Origin of the sequence: Thalassobaculum salexigens DSM 19539 (assembly GCF_000423805.1) — a bacterium.
Lineage (GTDB): Bacteria > Pseudomonadota > Alphaproteobacteria > Thalassobaculales > Thalassobaculaceae > Thalassobaculum > Thalassobaculum litoreum.
Genome location: NZ_KE384093.1, coordinates 2,118,507 through 2,133,626, shown reverse-complemented (window position 1 = coordinate 2,133,626; position 15,120 = coordinate 2,118,507). Strand labels below are relative to the sequence as shown.

Genomic DNA, 15,120 nt, shown 5'->3' with positions numbered 1-15,120 from the left:
CATGCGCTAATCCGCCATGCGCTATTCCGAGGAGGGCGACGGGCTCTTGTAGTCGATCTGGGCGGCGGCGCAGCGGCCCTCCTTGTCGACCATGGCCCGCAGTACGGTGCGCTGGTCGCTGTCGGCGAAGACCTTGGAGAAGCGGATAGTCTGGTCGGCGGTGCGCAGGAACACCCGGTGCTGGCGGCAGACCGCCATCAAATCCTTCAGGAAGGCGCGGGCCTCGTCGCGGGTCATCACGTTCTTCTGATGGTCCTTGGCGAGGTCGCCCAGCAGCTTGGGATCGATCATGGCGGGACGCCGCTCCGTTTTCGCGATACGATTCGTCTGTAACCAGTGTGGGTCTTCCATGACCAGGGTAGCACTCGAACGCGCGCTGAAGAAACCGGGCCGCATTCTGACCTGGCACGCCGGTGCGGGGTGCCGCAGCCACAAGACCTCCGCCCGCGAGGACTACTACACGGTCATCCCCCCTCACCTGGCCGCCTTCGTCCACGGCTTCGGCTCGCACACCACCGAGGCCGACGTGCTGGAGCTGTTCCTGGAGGAGATGCTGATCGACCTCGCCGTGCTCGAGGCCGAGATGGAGGAGATGGCGCGCGACGACCCGCTGATCCCGCAGATCCCCGAGGGCGGCGGCCCGGTGCTGTTCGAGGTGCGGGGCTATTTCCAGGGCTGCATGGAGTTCTACGTCACCCAGCGTGTCCTGGCCCGCACCGACCCGTTCCGCGCCGAGAAGGAGCCGCGCTGGCTGATCCTGGCGAGCCCGCATGTGCGGCTGCCGACCCGCTGTGCCGCGGCGTTCGACGCGCTGCTGGACCGCTGCGAGGCGGTGTCGGCCCGGCACGATCTGGTGCTGGACATGGAACGGGTGCGCGACGGGTTCAGGACGATGCTGAGGCGGCGCGGCGGCCATCGCCCGGCGCGGCTGACGGTGCTGGAGGAGGATGCGGTGCCGGAGAGCGTGTGGCGTTAGGCCGGCGAAGGTGCGCCTCGCGGCAGGGAACGCGCCCTCACCGCTCGCGTTGGGCGCGCGCCCTAAATCCTTCCCGTCATCCTGACGCACGTCAGGATCACGACTCCCACGTCAGCACCGGGTCCCGGCCGATCTCCGGGTCAAGCCCGGAACTCGCCGGGATGACGGGGAAGTTATTGATTATGTTAACAATCCGTCATCCCGGACGCCCCCGGACCTGATCCCGGGGCGGGCCGGGACCCAGGTCCGGCGCTGGATTCCTGGTCCTGACTTTCGTCAGGACGACGGTTGGGGTGAGCGGCCGCCTAAACCTGCACCACCAGCCCGTCATACCCCGGCTCGACCCCCGGCGGGCACTTGGCCAGGGTTCTCGCGTAGTCGAGCCGGCCGTTCATGTGCGTGAGATATGCCTGTTTCGGCGCCACTCGGGCGATCCAGCCGGTGGCCTGGGCGAGCGAGGCGTGGGCGCCGCTCTCCTCCTCGCGCAGGCAGTCGACGATCCACAGTTCCAGCCCGAACGACGACAGCCGGTCGAGCTGCGCCTCGCTCAGGGTCGCCACGTCGGTCGAATAGGCCACCTTGCCGTCGAAGACGAAGCCCAGGCTCTCGCCCGACACGCCATGGTCCTGGCGCATCACCTCCACGCGCATCCCGGCGATCTCGTACACCCCCTCGTCGATGTCGTGGCGCTGCAGCGGCGGCACGAAATGCGGCGGCGAGGACGGGGCGGCCTCGACCATGTAGCCGAACCGGGCCATCAGGTCCGCCCAGGTCACCGCGTCGGCATAGGTCGGGATCCGCTGCCGGGTGGTCCAGAACAGCGGGCGCAGGTCGTCCATGCCGTGGGTGTGGTCGGCATGCATATGGGTGAAGAGCAGCGCGTCGATGCTGTCCACCCGCGCGTCCAGCAACTGCTCGCGCAGGTCGGGCGAGGCGTCGACCAGCACCCGGCGACCGTCCTTCTCCACCAGGATCGAGCAACGGCGGCGGCGGTTGCGCGGCTCGGCCGGGTCGCAGTGGCCCCAGCCGCCGCTCAGGCTCGGCACGCCGACCGAGGCCCCGCACCCGAGCATGGTGATCTTCATGCCGCAACTCTCACGCAGCTGCCTCGAACCCTTCGGGTGCCGGAACCCGGTTGAACAGGCGCAGGAAGTTCTGCGTGGTGAGCCGCGCGCTCTCCGCCTCGTCCAGCCCTCGGGTCTCGGCCACCACCCGGTGGGTATGGACCACATAGGCCGGCTCGTTGCGCTTGCCGCGATGGGGCGGCGGGGCGAGGAACGGCGCGTCGGTCTCCACCAGCAGCCGGTCGGCCGGCAGGTCGGCGACGATGTCGCGGATGTCCTGGCTCTTCTTGAAAGTCACGATGCCCGACAGCGAGACGTAGAAGCCGATATCCACCGCCCGCATCGCCAGCGCGCGGCCGCCGGAGAAGCAGTGCAGGACGCCGGTGAACGGCCCCTTGGCGTATTCCTCCTCCAGGATCGCCGCGGTGTCCTCGTCGGCGTCGCGGGTATGGACGATCAGCGGCAGGCCGGTCTCGCGCGCGGCGGCGATATGGGCGCGGAAGCCCTCTTCCTGGGCGTCGCGCGGGCTGTTGTCGTAGAAATAGTCGAGCCCGCATTCGCCGATCGCCACGACCTTGTCGAAGCTGTTCGCCAGGGCGACGATCTCCTCGGTCGGGATGCCCCGCTCCTCCCCCGCCTGGTGCGGGTGGGTGCCGACGGAGCAGTAGACCTGCGGGAAGCGCTCGGCGATCGCGCGGATCTTGGCGAAGCGCCGAATACGGGTGCAGATCGTCACCATGCGGGCGACGCCGGCGCGCTGCGCCCGGGCGACGACCTCGTCCAGTTCGGGGGCGAAGTCGTCGAAATCCAGGTGGCAATGACTATCCACAAGAATGGGGCTGTCGACGAGGATGGGCGGGTTCGTGGTCTCGGTCTGGGTCAAGCGGTCGTCTCCTCCGGCGCCACCCAACGCGGGAAGACGCCTTCCGGTTTCGGCAGCGGCGTGCCCGGCACCAGCCGGTGCTCGGCACTCAGCCGGTCGAAGCCGCGCGCATCCTCGGGGATCGCCAACTGGTCCAGCATCCTGGCGCAGGAGGTCGGCATCACCGGCTGCAGCAGCAGGGCGGCATGGCGGATCGTCTCCGCCAGGGTGTAGAGCACGGTGGCCATGCGCGCCGGATCGGTCTTGCGCAGCGCCCAGGGCGCCTGCTCGTCCACATAACGGTTGGCGGCCCCGACCACGTCGAAGATCGCCTCCAGCCCCTTGTTGAAGGCCTGCACGTCGAAGTGTCTGCGCACGGTGTCCAGCAGCGCATCGGCGGACGCCAGCAAGGCCTCGTCCTCCGGCGCGAAGGTGCCCGGGGTCGGCACGGCGGCGCCGCAGTTCTTCGCCACCATGGACAGCACCCGCTGGGACAGGTTGCCGATGTCGTTGGCCAGCTCCGACGTCATCCGGTTGGTCATGGAGCGGTGATTGAAGTCGCCGTCATTGCCGAACGGCACGTCGCGCATCAGGAAATAGCGCACCTGATCCAGGCCGTAGGTCTCCACCAGCGCGATCGGGTCGATCACGTTGCCGACCGACTTGGAAATCTTCTGGCCCTCGTTGGTCCACCAGCCGTGGGCGAAGACCCGCTTCGGCGGCTCCAGCCCGGCGCCCATCAGGAAGGCCGGCCAGTACACGGCGTGGAAGCGCAGGATGTCCTTGCCGACCATGTGCACGTCGGCCGGCCAGTACCTGGCGTATTTATCCGAGGTGTCCGGGAAGCCGGCGGCGGTGATGTAGTTGGTCAGCGCGTCGAGCCACACATACATGATGTGGTCCTCGTCGCCAGGCACCGGGATGCCCCATTTGAAGCTTGTGCGACTGACCGACAGGTCCTTCAGCCCGCTCTTCACGAAGGACACCACCTCGTTGCGGCGCGCTTCGGGCAGGATGAAGTCCGGATGCGCCTCGTAGAAGGCCAGCAGCTTGTCCTGCCATTTCGACAGGTCGAAGAAGTAGGACGGCTCCTCCACCCATTCCACCGGCGCGCCGGTCGGGGCGATCTTCTGGCCGTCGACCGTCTTCACCTCGGTCTCGGTATAGAACGCCTCGTCGCGCACCGAATACCAGCCGGCATAGGCGCCGAGATAGATGTGGCCGTTGTCCTTCAGCCGACGCCAGATCTCCTGGGTCGCCTTTACGTGACGCGGCTCGGTGGTGCGGATGAAGTCGTCGTTGCTGAAGCCCATGAACGCCGCCAGATCGCGGAAATTCTGGCTGACCTGGTCGGTGAAGCTCTGCGGGTCGACGCCGGCGGCCTCGGCCGCCTTCTCCACCTTCTGGCCGTGCTCGTCGGTGCCGGTCAGGAACATCACGTCGAAGCCGTCGAGCCGCTTGAACCGGGCCATCACGTCGCAGGCGAGCGTCGTATAGGCGTGACCGATATGCGGCTTGTCGTTCACATAGTAGATCGGCGTCGTGATGTAGTAGGTCGGGCGCATGGCCAAGTCTCCGCTGGGGCCCCGGAAGGAGGCGGCCCTTGCCTACCCCGCCAACCCGGGGCGATCAAGGGGCGGTACACGCTAGTTTGGCTCAGGCGCGGCGGCGTTCCAGCCCCTCGCCGAAGGCCAGGGTATGGATGGCGTCGATCAGCACCTGCTTGCGGTCCAGATTCAGCGCGCTCTCCAGCCGGATCAGCCGCTGCACCGCCTCGCGGCGGCGGAACGCGGCCTCCACGCCGATGCGGGCGACATAGACGCGCCCGGCCTCCAGGTCGCCGGGGATGATCTCGTGCAGGCCCGGGGCGTGGTTGGCCGCCCGGATGGCGCGATCGATCCAGCGCAGCAGCAGGTCGGTCCCGGTGCGGAACGGGTCCCGCTCCCCCTCCTTCGGCTTGCGTCCGCCCCAGTTGCCCGCCAGGGCGTGCAGGTTCTCGCCGCTGACCTCCGGCAGGTCGGCCAGGACCTTGGCGACGTTGCGATAGAGCTCCGCCCCGCCGGCCTCCACAAATTCCAGCGCCCGGCCCGGGCTGCCCTCGGCCAGCCGCAGGATCAGGTCCAGGTCGGGGCGCGGCAGATGCGGATGGGCGCGGTTGACGAGCGTGGAGACGACCTCGTCGGAGAGCGGCGCCATCATCAGCCGTCGGCAACGCGACCGGGTCGTCGGCAGCATGGCGTTCAGTGCGTTGGAAACGATGATTATCAATGTCTTGGACGGCGGTTCTTCAAGTATCTTGAGAAGCGCATTCTCGGCGTTCGAGTTCATCTTCTCGGCTTCGTCGACGATCGCCACCCGCCAGCCGCCGGAGCTGGTCTTGAAATGCAGGGAGCTTTCGAAGGCGCGCACGTCGTCGACCCGGATCACCGCGCTCATCACGCCCCGGTCGTTCGGCTTGCGCCGCAGGATCTTCAGGTCCGGATGGGATTCCGCCGAGACCTGGCGGGCGGCCTGGCTTTCGGGATCGACCGACAGGCTGGTCGGCGGCAGCGGCTCGCCGAACAGGCCGCCGGCCCCCGCCCCGCCGTCCGACAGCACGAACTTGGCCAGCCGGAAGGCGAGCGTCGCCTTGCCGATGCCCGGCGGGCCGGCGAACAGCCAGGCATGGGGCATCCGGCCGGAGTTCCAGGCCTCCAGCAGCCGGTGCTCGGCGTCGGCATGGCCGAGCAGTTCCGTGGCCGCCGACGGGGACGGCAGGCCTGCGGCTTCGGCGTCGTCGTTGTCTGCGTCGCTCATGGTCACACTCTAGCCGAGGCGGAGGCGGGCCGACACGGCCGACAGGATGTCCCGGGTGACGGCATCGACCGGCTGGGCCGCGTCGATCAGGACGCAGCGCTCCGGCTCGCGGGCCGCCAGATCCCGGAACCCCTCGCAGACCCGGATGTGGAAGGCGCTGCCCTTGCGCTCGAACCGCGTCTCCGCCCCTTCCCCTGCCCCACCCGCGGCGCGCGCGCCCGCCCGGTCGAGGCCGGTCTGCGGATCGATGTCGAGGATCAGGGTTAGGTCGGGCCGGGTGTCCTCCACCGCCGCGTCGATCAGGTTGCGCAGCGTGGCCATCGGCACGCCGCCGGCGATGCCCTGATAGACCAGGGTGCTGTCGTAGAACCGGTCGCAGACCACCCAGTCGCCGCGCGCCAGGGCCGGCCGGATGGTGCGCACCACGTGGTCGCGCCGGGCGGCGTTCATCAGCAGCGCCTCGGTGATGGCGTCCCACTTGCCGGGCTCGCCGGTGACCAGCATCCGGCGGATCTCCTCCGCCCCGGGGGCACCGCCGGGTTCGCGGGTCCGCACCGCAGTGATGCCGCGCGTGCCGAGCCAGGCGCAGAGCGCGGCGATCTGGGTCGACTTGCCCGCCCCCTCGCCGCCTTCCAGGGTGATGAACCGTCCCGGCCGGGGCTGCCCGTCGACAGGCGTTGGGTCGACAGGCTTCGGGTCGGGAGGCGTGGCGTCAGTCACCCGTGCTCGGGCCCCAGATCAGGTGGCCGACCGCCGAGGTGATGCGGCCGAGCGGGCCGAGCTTGCCGACATCCTCGCCCGCCAGCAGCGGCACGACGCGATCCTCCATGTCCGGGGCGGCGATCCGCATCCGGGCCAGGACCTGGCCCTTCACGATCGGCGCCGGGATCGGACCCTCGTATTCCACGGTGACCCGCATTTCCTTGCGGGCGGCGCGCGGCAGGGTGAGGAACAACTCGTCCTCGGTGACCAGCGGCACCGTGGGCTGGTCGCCCAGCCACACCGCCGCCTGATCGATCGCCTCGCCGCGTTCGAGCAGCTTGTAGTTATCGAATTCGCGGAAGCCCCATTCGATCAGGCGTTCGCTCTCGCTGGCGCGCTGGCTGACGCTGTCCAGGCCGTTCACCACCATCACCAGCCGCCGGTCGCCGCGCTTGGCGCTGGCGGTCAGGCCGTAGCCGGCATTCTCGGTGTGGCCGGTCTTCAGGCCGTCGGCGCCCATGCCCTTGTAGAGCAGCGGATTGCGGTTGCCCTGCTTGATCTCGTTATAGGTGAAGGTCTCCTCGGCATAGATCTTGTAGTGCTCGGGAAACCGCCGGATGGTCTCCGCCGCCAGGATGGCGAGCCCGCGGGCGGTCATGCGGTGCTCCGGATCGGGCCAGCCGGTGGCATTGCGGAAGGTGGCGTTCTCGATACCGATCGCCGCCGCCTCCTCGGTCATCAGCTCGGCGAAGGCCTCCTCGGTCCCGGCGATCGCCTCGGCCAGCGCGATGGCGGCGTCGTTGCCCGACTGTACGATGATGCCGTGCAGGATGTCGTGCACGCTGACCCGCGAGCCGATCTCCACGAACATCTTGGAGCCGCCCTTGCGCCAGGCCTTCTCGGAGATCGGGATCTCGTCGTCCATCTTCAGCCGGCCGTCGGCGAGCCGCTCGAAGGCCAGGAAGACGGTCATGATCTTGGTCATCGACGCCGGCGGCATCGGGTCGTCGGCGTTCTTCTGGTACAGCACCTGGCCGGTATCGTAGTCGAGCAGGATCGCCTCGCGGGCGTTGGTCTCGATCCGGGCGGCCTCGGCGGCCGGCGGGACCGCAAGCACCAGGAACAGGGCGAGTGTGGCGAGACGGGTGAGGATGCTGACTCTCATCTTCGGCGGTCCGCTCCGGTCGGGGTGGCTCTGGAAGGTACGATGGAACGACAGTCTGGCCGCCGAATGGGACGGAAGTGCGGCGGTTCCGGTACGGGACATGGGTCCGGTATGGCGGAGGGTCGCGGCCATGCGGTCAGTCGAGGACGATGCGCGATCCCGGATACCCGGCGACGATCACCCGCTCGAGCAGCCGGTCGGCATTGTCCACGTCGTTTATCGGGCCGATGCGCACCCGGTAGTAGGTCTTGCCCGAGACCTGGGCGGGCTGCACATGGGCGCTCTGGAAGTACGCGCCGAGCCGCCCGGTCAGGCGGTGGGCGTTGTCGGCATCCTCAAAGGACCCGGCCTGTATGTAGATCTGAGTCGGCTCCGGCTGGGTGCGGCTGACCAGCGGACGCACCGGCGAGGCGGTGCCGGCGCCCGTGGTGGCTCTGGCCGGAACCCGCGACGCGGGGACCGTCGCCGCCGCCGCCGGAGGTGCGATCGAGGTTGCCGCCGGCGCGGCCCGGGCGCTGCGCGCGCCGCTGGGGGCGTTCAGGACGGCGACCTGCACCGAGCCGGACGGTGCAGCGCTGGGCGCGGGTGCCGACGGCAGGGTCGGATCCGGGTTCGGTACGTACTGCTCGCCCCGGGCCTCCGCCCGCTCCTGCAGGCTCTCCGGTTCCATGAGCTCGACCCGGACCTTGGCGGTGCCCTTGCGCACGAAGCCGAGCAGCTGGGCGCTGCGGCGCGACATGTCGATGATGCGGCCATGGGCGAAGGGGCCGCGGTCGTTCACCCGCACGACGATGGAGCGGCCGTTGTCCAGGTTGGTGACCCGCACGATGCTGGGCATCGGCAGGGTGCGGTGGGCGGCGGTCAGGGCGTTCTCGTCGAACACCTCGCCATTGGCGGTCTGCTTGCCGTGGAAGCCGGGACCGTACCAGGACGCGATACCGGTCTCGGCGTAGTCCCATTCCTCCTTGGGGTAGTACCAGACCCCCTGGATCTCGTAGGCGTTGCCGACCTTGTAGTAGCCCTTGGACCCGGTGTCGTTTTGGCTCTTGGCGGTCTTGGCCGTGTGCACCAGCAGCTCGGTCTCGGCACAGCCCGACAGCGCCAGGGCCATGCCGAGCAGAACGGCCGAGAACCAGCGACCGACGGAAGAGAAATGGTCCGATATCAGCATATTTTGGTGGTCCCGATGATTTCCACCGCTAGATCGTGAAACTACCGTGCCGCCAGGGCATCGGCAAGCGTACCGACCGCGATCGCGAAATAGGTTGAGCGGTTCCACTTCAGGATCGTCTCGAAATTCTCGTAGGCCATGAAGTAGCGCGAAGAGCCGTTGCGTTGGGTGACCTCGACGATCCGGCCCTCCACGGCCCGGCCGGGCAGCGCGCCACCGCCGACCTTGCGCACGCCGAGCGCCTCCCATTCCGGCAGGGTCTTGCGGGTCTCCTTCTCGATCACCGACTTGTCGAAGCCGGCGGGAATCGAGACCTCCCGGCCCCAGGTGATGTCGTCGCGCCAGCCGGACTTCGACAGGTAGGTGGCGATCGAGCCGAACACGTCGGGCAGGCTGCCCCAGATGTCCTTGTCGCCGTCCTTGTCCTGGTCGACGGCAAAGTTATGGAAGCTGGAGGGCATGAACTGGCTCTGGCCCATGGCCCCGGCCCAGGAGCCCTGCATGTCCTTCGGCGCGATGTGTCCCTGCTCCAGGATCTCCAGGGCGAACATCAGCTCCTTGCGGAAGAACTCGCTGCGCCGGCCGTCATAGGCCAGGGTCGCCAGCGCGGTGACCACGTCGAAGCCGCCGGTGATGCGGCCGAAATCGGTCTCGATGCCCCACAGGGCGACGATGAAGCGCTTCTGCACGCCGTACTGCCGGGAGATCGGGTCCAGCAGATCGGCATGGCGCTCCATCAGCCTGCGGCCATACTCGATCCGGCCCTGGGTCACCACCCGCGCCAGGTATTCGTCGGCCTTCAGCTTGAATTCCGGCTGGCTGCGGTCGAGTTCGATGATCCGCGGGATCGGCTTGATGCCGGTGAGCGACGCGTCGAGGATGCGGTCGGACACGCCGCGATCCCGCGCCTCCTGGCGCACCTCGTCGAGCCAGGCGTCGAACGGCTGTTGGTTGGCGCTCGCCGGCGACCACGAGCCGGCCACGACCGACCCGCCCAATACAAGAACGGCCAGCACCAGAGCGGCCAGCATCGGCCTCACCCCGAGACCGGCACGACGCGCTGCCGAGGGCGCAGTTCCAAAACTCATCCTCACCGCCAACTCCCTGGCTGATGTCCGAACCCGCGTCCCCACTAGGCGTGTGCCACGCCTGCGCGGCGGCTTCAAGTCCGACACGATGTGACAAAGGGGTAAACGGTGCGTCCGTCGGGCCGCCTGCGAAGTCGTCCGCCGGGGTGCCGGGCCAGTGGCAGGCCGGGGACACGGCGAGAGCCTTGCGGCGGGCGATCAGCCCAGGTATCGATGCCCCTGCGATGCCGCCGAGGCACGGACGGGTGGCCGAGTGGTTGAAGGCAGCGGTCTTGAAAACCGCCAGGGGTGCAAGCCTCTCGTGGGTTCGAATCCCACCCCGTCCGCCAGAATCGTTTGAAAAATCGAATAATTTTTTTTGGACAAGCGCTCATTCCCATAACGGCTCGTGGGGCTGGCGCTTGGCTCTGTATCGAGCACGTTAGCTCAGATCGCAGTAGACGACCCGTAGCCGTCATTCGACGGTATCAGATCCGTTCAATCAAAGCAGAGGTCATCCGGGGTCGATGCGCCGTTCAGGCCAGAGCTGTCATTGATCTCGTCCGCACCGCCCGGCTCATCTAGGTCCCTACCAGACCCGTGACGGGAAACGGTCGTTGCTGGCCTTGTCCGCCCCGGGATGGTGATCGTCGCGCAGGATCTCGCGGATCAGGCTGCCGATCTGCCCGTTGCCCGTGCTCACCACGCCCATCTCGGCGCTACCGGTCAGCAGCGCACCGATCGGAGCGGCAAGCCTGCGGGCGCGCCCGGCCGCCACGCCGACGGTCATCAGCCGCTCGGCGATCGCCGCCGGAGAGGCCGCCAGATAGGTCGTCCCGGCCGCGAAGCCGACCGCCGACGGATCGTCGTCGCCCGGGGCAGCATCCCCGCCCGTGGGCCGCGTCAGGTGGGTCATCTTCAGACAGACGACCCGGCCGGCCGACGGTCCCATGTCGATGTCCTGCAGGGCGCTGCCGCTCATCACGCCGCACAGCACGACGCCAGGGGCCGGCGGAACGGACAGGATCACCGGCATCGCGTTGTCCCCCTCCGCGTCGACCAGAAGGTTCAGCACACTCGGTCCGATCCGGTGGATCTGCCCGGACATCCGCATGTCGCCGGCCGGCAGACGCTCCAGATACGTGGCCATCCACCGCCCGTCCTGGCGCCGGCGGACAATGAGCTCGCCGCAGAGCAGCGAGGTCGGCCGAAGCGAGGACCAGGACCGGGACAGCACCAGATAGGCGCCGGCCAGATACGGCGGAACGGCATTCGCGGAGGGCAGATCCGACAGCCCTGCCATCTCGTCGGCAGTGCCTGACTCTTCCGGTTCCGCGCCGCTACCACCCCCACCGCCTGCCGGACCGCCGGCCTTGTGCGTCGGGCCGTCGGCCTCCCCGTCGTCCGCCGGAAGCTGCCCGCGATACCGCGCCGCCATCAGCGCCCGGAACGTCGCGTAGTCGCAGGCCCGCAGATAGGAACCGCCGACCGGCTGGCCCCGATCCGTCAGGTCGACCAGGGCGGCCAGGTCGTCATAGACCGAGTGATTGCGGGGCGAGGACTGCGCCTTGACCCATTTATAGGCCAGCTCCGGAACATACTGGGTATGGGGATTGATCGCCTTCAGGCGGGCGTAAAGCTGCTTGTGGGTAACGGCACCGATCACCCGCATGATGAGCTGCAGCTTCCGGTCGAAAGAGGGCGCGACGACACGAGTCATGACAGATCGAATGCCAGGATTCGGAAAATTTCGGAAATAATTGTCATTCGTCGACGCGCTTTCCACATTAAAGGCATTTTTCGGAAATGCCCGGAAACCTTGCTTCCCCGCCATAAATTTAACGCGAACTCGCTGCGCACCAACAGCGTTTTTCAAAGAAATTGGAAATTCCAAACTTCCCGGATAGCGATAGCGTCGCTTCCGGGCAGAATCGGTTCGGGTGGAGGAGACCGAACAGCAGGCCGCAGTCTTGCCGGCCAGCGGAGGCTCGCGCCCATGCTCGCCCCAGGCGCCGAAACCGCCCCGAGAAGCGTCGAGAACATCCAGGGAGCCGGGGTGCGGTCCAGCAAAGCGAACCCTGAGGCCGCCGCGCTGGTCGTCGTCGACGGCCGGGTGCCGCAGGCGGACGCGATCCTTGCGGCGCTGAGGGTACCGGCCCGGGTGGTGCGGATCGACCCGGCGCGCGACGGGCTGGCGCAGCTCGCGGCCGCGGTGCGGCAGGCACCCGGGCGGCGGCTCGTCGTGATCTGCCACGGCCGACCGGGGGGGCTGATCCTCGGGGATCGGCCGGTGACCGCCGCCGCCCTGGCCGCCCGGCGGGAAGAGATGGCGGTTCTGGGTGCCGACCTCGCCGGCGCGCCGGTCGAGCTCTACGCCTGTTCGGTCGCCAAAGGCGCGGTCGGCTGGGCCTTCGTCGCGGCGCTAGAGGATTCGACCGGCTGTCCGGTGGCGGCCGCGGGCCGGCCGGTCGGCGGCACGGCGCTCGGCGGGTCCTGGACCCTTGATCGCGGCCGCCCGGCCCGTCAGCCGGCGCTAGACGCCGCCGCGCTGGCCGCCCTTCCGGTGCTGCTGATCAACTGGAACAACCTCGGCACCGGCGACTGGAACGTTGGCGCCAACTGGGTCGGCGGCGTCGTCCCCTCCGGCATTCCGAACTCCGGCGTGATCGACAACGGCGGGACCGCGCAGATCACCAGCGCCGCGCCAACCTGCAACGACATCACCGTCGGGAGCTCCAACGGCGGCTCGGGCACGCTGCAGATCCTCAGCGGCGGCAGCCTGACCACGAACAACAGCAGCGCCGTCATCGGCAACGCGGCCGGCAGCACGGGAACCATGCTGGTCGACGGCACCGGCACCTTCAGCAGCGGCAGCTATGCAATCGGCGTCGGCAGCGGGGGCACGGGGACGCTCACGGTCTCGGCAGGCGGAACGATCACCACGACCAATTCACTCGGGGTGAGGTTGGGGGCCCTCGGCGGGTCGAGCGGCACGCTCAACATCGGCAGCGGCGGTGCCGCCGGCATCGTTAGCGCGCCCGTGATCAACGGCGTGTCCGGCACAGCCACCGTCAACTTCAACCACACCACGGCGGGCCACGTCCTCAGCAGCGACGGAAGCGGCACCGGCACGGCGGTACCCATCACCGGCTCGACGGCGGTCAACCAGACCGGCACCGGCACCACCATCCTGATCGCCACCAACACCTATACCGGTGGCACGACGGTCACCGCCGGCACCCTGCAGGTCGGCAACGGCGGTACCGCCGGTTCGATCACCGGCAACGTCACCAACAACGCCACCCTGGCCTTCAATCGCTCAGACGCGCTGGGTTTCTCCGGCGACGTCTCCGGCAGCGGCGCCCTGACCAAGTCCGGAGCCGGCACCCTGACCCTGTCCGGCGCGAACACCTACAGCGGCGGCACCACGGTGTCGGCCGGGACCCTGCAACTCTCGGGCGGCAGTGCGCTGGCCGATGGCGGTGCCGTGTCGGTCTCCGCCGGCGCGACCCTCGACCTGAACGGCACCACGGAGACGGTCGGCACGCTGTCCGGGGCGGGGACGGTTTCGATCGGGGCGGGGGCGCTGACGGTCGCCCAGGGATCCGACGCCACCTTCTCCGGCGTGATCTCGGGCAGCGGCGGCCTGACCAAGACCGGCAGCGGCGTGCTGACCCTATCCGGCACCAACACCCATACCGGCACCACCACGATCAGCGCGGGAACCGTCCGGCTCGCCGGCGGCAACGCCATCGACGACGGCGCGACGGTGAACATCGGCGCCGGCGCGACGCTCGACCTGAACGGCACGACCGAGACCATCGGTTCCCTCACCGGGTCCGGCACCGTGACCATCGGCGCCGGCACCCTCACCCTGTCCAACGCGGCGGCCAGCAGCTTTTCCGGAACGCTGACCGGCACCGGCACCTTCACCGTCGCGTCGGGCGTCACCCTGAGCGGCACCGGCACCTATTCCACCCCGGTGGAGGTGCAGAACGGCGCCACCATCGCCCCCGGCAACAGTCCCGGTACGATCGCCACCGGCAACCTCACCTTGGCATCCGGCTCCACCGCCAGCATGGAGATCGACGGCACCGCGGCCGGTACCGGCTACGACCAGATCTCGGTCACCGGCAGCGTCACCATCAGCAACGCCACGCTCACCACGACCTTCGGCTACACCTCCAGCACCGGGCACAGCTACGTGCTGATCGCCAATGACGGGGCCGACGCGGTCACCGGCACCTTCAGCGGTCTGGCCGAGGCGGCCACCTTCACCAGCGGCGGGCGCCAGTACCGGATCAGCTATACCGGCAACGACGGCAACGACGTCACCCTGACCGATATCGGTGCCGCGCCGTCCAGCGGCGGTGGGAGCGGCGGCGGCAGCGGCGGCGGCGCCGCCCAGGCCACCGCCGGCAACGACACGATCACCGGCAGCGCACTGTCCGAGACGCTCTCCGGCGGGGCCGGCGACGACGTGCTGCGCGGCGGGGCCGGGCTCGACCTGCTCTACGGCAATGCCGGCGCCGACACCCTGTCGGGCGGGGCCGACGGAGACACCCTGTATGGCGGCCAGGGCGCCGACCTGCTCTACGGCAACCAGGCCGGCGACGTGCTGCACGGCAATAACGGCGCCGACATCCTGTTCGGCGGCCAGGGCGACGACGTACTCTACGGCAATCTCGACGCCGACGTGCTGATCGGCAATGTCGGCGCCGACACGCTCTATGGCGGTCAGGGGGACGACACCCTGTCGGGCGGGGCGGGCGACGACCTGCTGGTCGGCGGGCTCGGCGCCGACCGGCTCTGCTTTTCGGCGGCCGGCGGCGCCGACGCGGTCAGCGGGTTCTCAGCCGCCGAGGGCGACGTGATCGCGGTTGCCGCCGGCCTCAACGGCACCGCCATCGCCACCGCCGCCGACCTGCTCGCCCGGCTCTCCGCCGACGGGTCGGGCAATACACTGGTCGACCTCGGAAACGGCAACACCGTCACCCTGATCGGCGTCGACACGTCGTCCGCGTCCGCCGACTGGTTCCTCGTCGCCTGACCCAGCGCCCACAGACTTTGGGAACGCGACACGGCAGATCTCTGGATCGCCGCTCATCTCATCAATGCGACATGTGGCTCTGTCGTTGTGGACCACTGTTGTTGGAAGATCGACGCGCGGGGCGGCACGCTGGCTTTTTTCAACACTCGACCCATAGCGGTAAGTCTGTTCGCACCGCCTGTGACTGCGCGCCATGCTTCCCAGCGTTCCGGTTGCCCTTTGGCGCGCCCGGATTGGTCCCGCCGCGCATCCTGCATCGCCGCCGTC

At 68.8% G+C, this 15,120-nt stretch carries 12 protein-coding genes and 1 tRNA gene; 3 read left to right on the top strand and 10 right to left on the bottom strand.

The window, feature by feature from the left end; translation table 11 throughout:
* Positions 1 to 21: 21 nt before the first annotated feature.
* Positions 22 to 291, bottom strand: a complete 270-nt coding sequence (locus G578_RS0114350; RefSeq protein ID WP_028794819.1) for a hypothetical protein — start codon at positions 289 to 291, stop codon at positions 22 to 24.
* Between the two features lie 58 nt (positions 292 to 349).
* Between G578_RS0114350 and G578_RS0114345 the strand changes: the two genes are divergently transcribed.
* Positions 350 to 976 (top strand): hypothetical protein, encoded by a 627-nt coding sequence (locus tag G578_RS0114345; protein ID WP_028794818.1) that lies wholly within the window; start codon positions 350 to 352, stop codon positions 974 to 976.
* A 305-nt stretch (positions 977 to 1,281) separates the two neighbouring features.
* Here the strand turns inward: G578_RS0114345 and G578_RS0114340 are convergent, their stop codons facing one another.
* The 8 genes from G578_RS0114340 to G578_RS0114305 form a co-directional block, all read right to left on the bottom strand.
* Positions 1,282 to 2,061, bottom strand: a complete 780-nt coding sequence (locus tag G578_RS0114340) for an MBL fold metallo-hydrolase (protein ID WP_028794817.1) — start codon at positions 2,059 to 2,061, stop codon at positions 1,282 to 1,284.
* A 10-nt stretch (positions 2,062 to 2,071) separates the two neighbouring features.
* The gene (locus G578_RS0114335) at positions 2,072 to 2,875 is read right to left on the bottom strand and encodes a TatD family hydrolase (protein WP_028794816.1); all 804 of its coding nucleotides are present in this window, start codon (positions 2,873 to 2,875) and stop codon (positions 2,072 to 2,074) included.
* Between the two features lie 44 nt (positions 2,876 to 2,919).
* A complete protein-coding gene (gene metG / locus G578_RS0114330; RefSeq protein WP_038014202.1) occupies positions 2,920 to 4,467 on the bottom strand; it encodes a methionine--tRNA ligase in 1,548 nt (515 codons plus the stop codon).
* 91 nt (positions 4,468 to 4,558) lie between these two features.
* Entirely contained in the window at positions 4,559 to 5,698 is a 1,140-nt protein-coding gene (locus G578_RS26435) for a DNA polymerase III subunit delta' (RefSeq protein ID WP_051244806.1), read from the bottom strand.
* A 9-nt stretch (positions 5,699 to 5,707) separates the two neighbouring features.
* Positions 5,708 to 6,418, bottom strand: a complete 711-nt coding sequence (tmk, locus tag G578_RS0114320) for a dTMP kinase (RefSeq protein WP_084618897.1) — start codon at positions 6,416 to 6,418, stop codon at positions 5,708 to 5,710.
* Positions 6,411 to 7,565 (bottom strand): D-alanyl-D-alanine carboxypeptidase family protein, encoded by a 1,155-nt coding sequence (locus tag G578_RS0114315; RefSeq protein WP_028794813.1) that lies wholly within the window; start codon positions 7,563 to 7,565, stop codon positions 6,411 to 6,413. The genes tmk and G578_RS0114315 overlap by 8 nt, the downstream gene beginning before the upstream one ends.
* A 136-nt stretch (positions 7,566 to 7,701) precedes the next feature.
* Positions 7,702 to 8,736 carry a septal ring lytic transglycosylase RlpA family protein gene (locus tag G578_RS30310; RefSeq protein ID WP_028794812.1) on the bottom strand — a complete coding sequence of 345 codons (1,035 nt, stop codon included), beginning with the start codon at positions 8,734 to 8,736 and terminating at the stop codon, positions 7,702 to 7,704.
* A gap of 41 nt (positions 8,737 to 8,777) precedes the next feature.
* Positions 8,778 to 9,767 carry a lytic murein transglycosylase gene (locus tag G578_RS0114305; RefSeq protein WP_038014200.1) on the bottom strand — a complete coding sequence of 330 codons (990 nt, stop codon included), beginning with the start codon at positions 9,765 to 9,767 and terminating at the stop codon, positions 8,778 to 8,780.
* Positions 9,768 to 10,063: 296 nt separating this feature from the next.
* On the opposite strand from G578_RS0114305, the gene G578_RS0114300 reads away from it, so the two are divergent.
* A tRNA-Ser gene (locus G578_RS0114300) sits at positions 10,064 to 10,153 on the top strand.
* A 239-nt stretch (positions 10,154 to 10,392) separates the two neighbouring features.
* On the opposite strand, the gene G578_RS29140 is transcribed toward G578_RS0114300, so the two are convergent.
* Positions 10,393 to 11,523 (bottom strand): hypothetical protein, encoded by a 1,131-nt coding sequence (locus G578_RS29140; RefSeq protein ID WP_028794810.1) that lies wholly within the window; start codon positions 11,521 to 11,523, stop codon positions 10,393 to 10,395.
* A gap of 336 nt (positions 11,524 to 11,859) precedes the next feature.
* Between G578_RS29140 and G578_RS0114290 the strand changes: the two genes are divergently transcribed.
* On the top strand, positions 11,860 to 14,853 hold the full coding sequence (locus G578_RS0114290; protein WP_169400860.1) for a DUF4347 domain-containing protein: 2,994 nt from the start codon (positions 11,860 to 11,862) through the stop codon (positions 14,851 to 14,853).
* Positions 14,854 to 15,120: the final 267 nt, after the last annotated feature.

Bases quoted from the DNA above. Each gene is read 5' to 3' on its own strand.
- G578_RS30310 (WP_028794812.1), bottom strand. From the start codon at position 8,736: ATGCTGATATCGGACCATTTCTCTTCCGTCGGTCGCTGGTTCTCGGCC.
- G578_RS0114340 (WP_028794817.1), bottom strand. From the start codon at position 2,061: ATGAAGATCACCATGCTCGGGTGCGGGGCCTCGGTCGGCGTGCCGAGC.
- G578_RS0114345 (WP_028794818.1), top strand. From the start codon at position 350: ATGACCAGGGTAGCACTCGAACGCGCGCTGAAGAAACCGGGCCGCATT.
- G578_RS29140 (WP_028794810.1), bottom strand. From the start codon at position 11,523: ATGACTCGTGTCGTCGCGCCCTCTTTCGACCGGAAGCTGCAGCTCATC.
- G578_RS0114305 (WP_038014200.1), bottom strand. From the start codon at position 9,767: ATGCTGGCCGCTCTGGTGCTGGCCGTTCTTGTATTGGGCGGGTCGGTC.
- metG (WP_038014202.1), bottom strand. From the start codon at position 4,467: ATGCGCCCGACCTACTACATCACGACGCCGATCTACTATGTGAACGAC.
- G578_RS0114350 (WP_028794819.1), bottom strand. From the start codon at position 291: ATGATCGATCCCAAGCTGCTGGGCGACCTCGCCAAGGACCATCAGAAG.
- G578_RS0114315 (WP_028794813.1), bottom strand. From the start codon at position 7,565: ATGAGAGTCAGCATCCTCACCCGTCTCGCCACACTCGCCCTGTTCCTG.
- G578_RS26435 (WP_051244806.1), bottom strand. From the start codon at position 5,698: ATGAGCGACGCAGACAACGACGACGCCGAAGCCGCAGGCCTGCCGTCC.